Source organism: Longimicrobiaceae bacterium (assembly GCA_035936415.1).
Classification (GTDB): Bacteria; Gemmatimonadota; Gemmatimonadetes; order Longimicrobiales; family Longimicrobiaceae; genus JAFAYN01.
In genome coordinates this window covers 1-3,684 of sequence record DASYWD010000223.1, presented here as the reverse complement: position 1 = coordinate 3,684, position 3,684 = coordinate 1, and the positions used below count along the sequence as shown (strand labels likewise).

Sequence of the window (3,684 nt, the reverse complement as noted above, 5' to 3'; positions counted from 1 at the left end):
CGGCACCCCCTCGCCCAGGGCGGCGGCCCAGCGCCCCGCCAGCTCCCGCAGCGCCGGCCCGCTCCGCGCCGACAGGGGGAGGACGTGCTCCCCGCGCGCGTCCTGCTCCTCCGGCGTGGCCTCGGCGGGGAGCGGGCCCTCCTCCAGGACCACGTGTGCCAGCGTCCCCCCGAAGCCGAAGGAGGAGACCCCGGCGTACCGGGGACGCTCGCCGCGCGGCCAGGGGGCGGGCGCGGTGGGGATGCGGAGCGTGTCGCCCAGCTCCACCTTGGGCGAGAGCCGCTGCAGGTGCAGGTGCGGCGGGACCTCCTCGTGGCGGAGCGCCAGCACCGCCTTGATGAGCCCGGCGATCCCGGCGGCGGCCTCGAGGTGGCCGATGTTGGTCTTCACCGAGCCCACCCGGCAGGGGGAGTCCGGCGCGCGCCCCTCGGACAGGACGCGGCGCAGCGGCCCGGCCTCGATGGCGTCACCGAGCGCGGTGCCCGTCCCGTGCGCCTCCACGTAGCCCACCTCGCCGGGGGCCACCCCGGCGCGGCGCAGCGCCTCGCGCAGCAGCCCCTCCTGCGCCGGGCCGCTGGGGGCGGTCAGCCCGTTGCTGCGGCCGTCCTGGCGCACCGCCGAGCCACGGATGGTGGCCAGCACCTCGTCGCCGTCGCGCAGGGCGTCGGAGAGGCGCTTCAGCACCACGATCCCGCACCCCTCGCCGCGCACGTAGCCGTCGGCCCGCTCGTCGAAGGTCTTGCAGCGCCCGTCGGAGGCCATCATCCCCGCCTGCGAGAGGCTGACGACCCACCAGGGGGAAAGGACCGCGTTCACCCCCCCGGCCAGCGCCAGGTCGCACCCGCGCGAGCGGAGGCTCTGGCAGGCCAGGTCCACCGCCACCAGCGACGAGGAGCAGGCGGTGTCCACCACCATGCTGGGCCCGGCCAGGTCCAGCGCGTACGAGACGCGGTTGGCGGCGATGCTGGCGGCGATCCCCGTCCCCCCGCGCGCCGGGGGCTCGGCCATGAGCGAGGCGTAGTCCCAGCCGCAGATCCCCACGAAGACCCCCGTGAGGCTCCCGGCCAGGCCGTCCGGGGCGATCCCGGCGCGCTCCAGCGCCTCCCACGCCACCTCCAGCACCAGGCGCTGCTGGGGGTCCATGGCCGCGGCCTCGCGCCGGGGGACCCCGAAGAACTCGGGGTCGAAGCCGTCGATCCCCTCCACGAAGCCGCCCCAGCGGGTGTTCACCGAGTAGGGGAGCGACAGGTCCGGGTCGTAGAGGGCGGCGGCGTCCCACCGCTCGGGCGGGACCTCGGTGATGGCGTCGCGCCCCTCGCGCAGCAGCTCCCAGAAGGCCTCCGGCGAGTCGGCGCCCCCCGGGAAGCGGCACCCCATCCCCACGACCGCCACGGGCTCGCTCCGCTCCCGCTCCAGCGCCTCCAGCCGGAGCCGCATCTCGCGCAGCTCCCGGGCGGCCCTGCGCAGCAGCGCCTCGTGGTCGTGCGTGCCGGTGCTTCCGTTCATCTCGCGTCCGTGGTCGGGTTCCGGGTCCGTCCGCGCCTCAGTAGGCGCGGACGAACTCGGCGAAGTTCTTGGAGGTCATCCCCATGAGGTCCGTGGTCCGGAAGCCGAAGTAGTTCTTCCGGATCTCCTCCGGGGCCTGGAGCTTCCCCCACACCAGCGCCTTCATGCTGGTCAGCAGGTCGCCGTCCACGTGGCGCCGCGCGGGGTCCGCCAGCCCGATGGCCGGGGGGGACAGGTTGGCCTCCTCCAGCCGCGCGAAGATCCGGTCCGCGGCCGTGCCCGGGTCCAGCGTCCCCGCGTCCACCGCCTCCATGTCGGCCACGGAGTCCTCCCACATCCGCTTGTATCCGTCGTGGGTGGGGCAGGCGAGGCCGGGGTAGCGCACGTCGTCCAGGGTGCGGAAGACGCTGCGGTCGCCGGTGGCGCGGAAGCGGGCGTAGGCGCTCAGCAGGCGCATCTGGTCGAGCGCAGCCTCGCCCAGCGCCCACACGCGCACCCAGGCGTTCCAGAGCCGATAGTCGCGGAACGAGATGTACGAGCAGTGCACGAGCTGGTCGTTGAAGTCGATCAGCCCCTGCTGCAGCCGCTCGATGAACTCGAAGCGCTCGGCGGAGAGGTCGTCCACCGCTAGCCCCTCCAGGAGCCGGTCGGCGAAGGAGTTGATGACGTCCATGGTGTTCGCCAGCCCGCGCGAGAAGAGCGGGTCGATGAACCCGGCGGAGTGCGACATCAGGCAGAAGCGGTCGCCCACGGTGCGCGTGGACGAGTACTGCAGCCGGTCGGTGGAGACCCACTTGCGGATGGTGCGCGCGTCCTCGAACTGCGCGGCCACGCTGGGGAAGCGCTGGATGAACTCCCGGAACTCGGCCTCGGGGTCCCCGTCCGGCTTCGGGAACTTCCGGGGGTCCACGGTGAGCCCCACGCTGCACAGCGGGTTCGTGGCGTAGCGGTGGTTGTCGAAGGGGATCACCCAGATCCACCCGCCCTCGAAGAAGTGGTGCAGGGTGGTCTGGTACCACGGCACCGGCATGCCGTGCTTGCCGGCCGGCTGCACGCAGTCGTCGTAGCGCTTCACCCCCACCATGTGGGTGAAGAGGGAGCGCGCGTGGTGCTTGCAGCGGGTGGGGTTCTCCCGCAGCCCGTGCTTCCTCCCCAGGAGCGAGCCGTGGCCGCTGGCGTCCACCACGTAGCGGCAGCGCACCGGCTCGCCGCCCTCGATCTCGATCCGCACGCCGTCGTCGCCGATCTCCACGTCGGCGATGCGGGTCTGCTGGCGCACCTCGGCGCCGTAGCGGACGGCCACGTGCATCATGTAGGCGTCCACGTCCTGCCGGAACAGGTGGTTTTCCGGGCCGTGCAGGAGCGGCGGGATCACGAACTGGTTGCACTCGTCGGCGCGCTGCTCCCCCTCGCGGTGGTACACGAAGCCGAACCCGCGCTTCACGCCGCAGGCGGTGGTGATGTGCCGCCGGATCCCGTGGAACGAGGCCAGGTGCCCGATCTCGGGCACGTCGTAGCGCTCGGAGATCACCTGGAGCACGGTGGAGGTGTGCCCCACCGTGGACTCGCCGACGGCGAACTTGGGGTGCGTCCCCGCGTCCACCATCAGCACCCGGGCCTTGTGGCGCGCCAGGATGGCGGCCAGGAGCGTCCCGGAGATCCCGGCCCCGATGATCACCACGTCGTATTCGCCCTCGCGGGCGGCGCCGCTGCGCGGCAGCGTCAGCTCGTTCATCTGCACCCGGTCGTGTGCGTGTGTGGTCCGGCGGCCGTCATCCCTGCCGGCCGCCTTCGATGAGGTCCAGCTCCCCCGCGAGGAGCAGCGCCAGCTCGTCTCCGCGGCTCGCCTCCACCTCGGCGAGCGCGGCGGCCAGGGTATCGTCCTCCGGAGCGGCGGCCGGAGCCGCGCCCTCGGCCGGCTCCACCCCGAACACCTCGCGCGCCAGGAAGGCGGCGAGCGCGTCCACCGTGGGGTGGTCGAAGAGCAGGGTGGCGGGGAGCGGGTGCCCGGCCGCGGCGCTCAGCGCGTTGCGGATCTCCACCGCGGTGAGCGAGTCGAGCCCCATCTCCTTGAGCGGGCGCCCGCGCTCCAGCGGGCGCGCGGGGTCCAGCCCCAGCACCGCGACCACCGTGGCCCGCACGTGCTCGCCGAGGACGGCGCGCCGCTCGCCCTCGGGC

General features: G+C 73.8%; 3 protein-coding genes. All 3 read right to left on the bottom strand.

The window, feature by feature from the left end:
• The coding region (locus VGR37_08865; GenBank protein ID HEV2147502.1) for a beta-ketoacyl synthase N-terminal-like domain-containing protein at window positions 1-1,506 on the bottom strand (1,506 nt) is incomplete at its 3' end.
• 37 nt (window positions 1,507-1,543) lie between these two features.
• Window positions 1,544-3,241 carry an FAD-dependent oxidoreductase gene (locus tag VGR37_08860; protein HEV2147501.1) on the bottom strand — a complete coding sequence of 566 codons (1,698 nt, stop codon included), beginning with the start codon at window positions 3,239-3,241 and terminating at the stop codon, window positions 1,544-1,546.
• A 37-nt stretch (window positions 3,242-3,278) separates the two neighbouring features.
• A partial coding sequence (locus VGR37_08855; protein HEV2147500.1) for an acyl carrier protein occupies window positions 3,279-3,684 on the bottom strand: 406 nt, incomplete at its 5' end.

What these genes read in the sequence shown, in the direction of transcription:
- VGR37_08860 (HEV2147501.1), bottom strand. Translation starts at nt 3,241, where the DNA reads ATGAACGAGCTGACGCTGCCGCGCAGCGGCGCCGCCCGCGAGGGCGAA.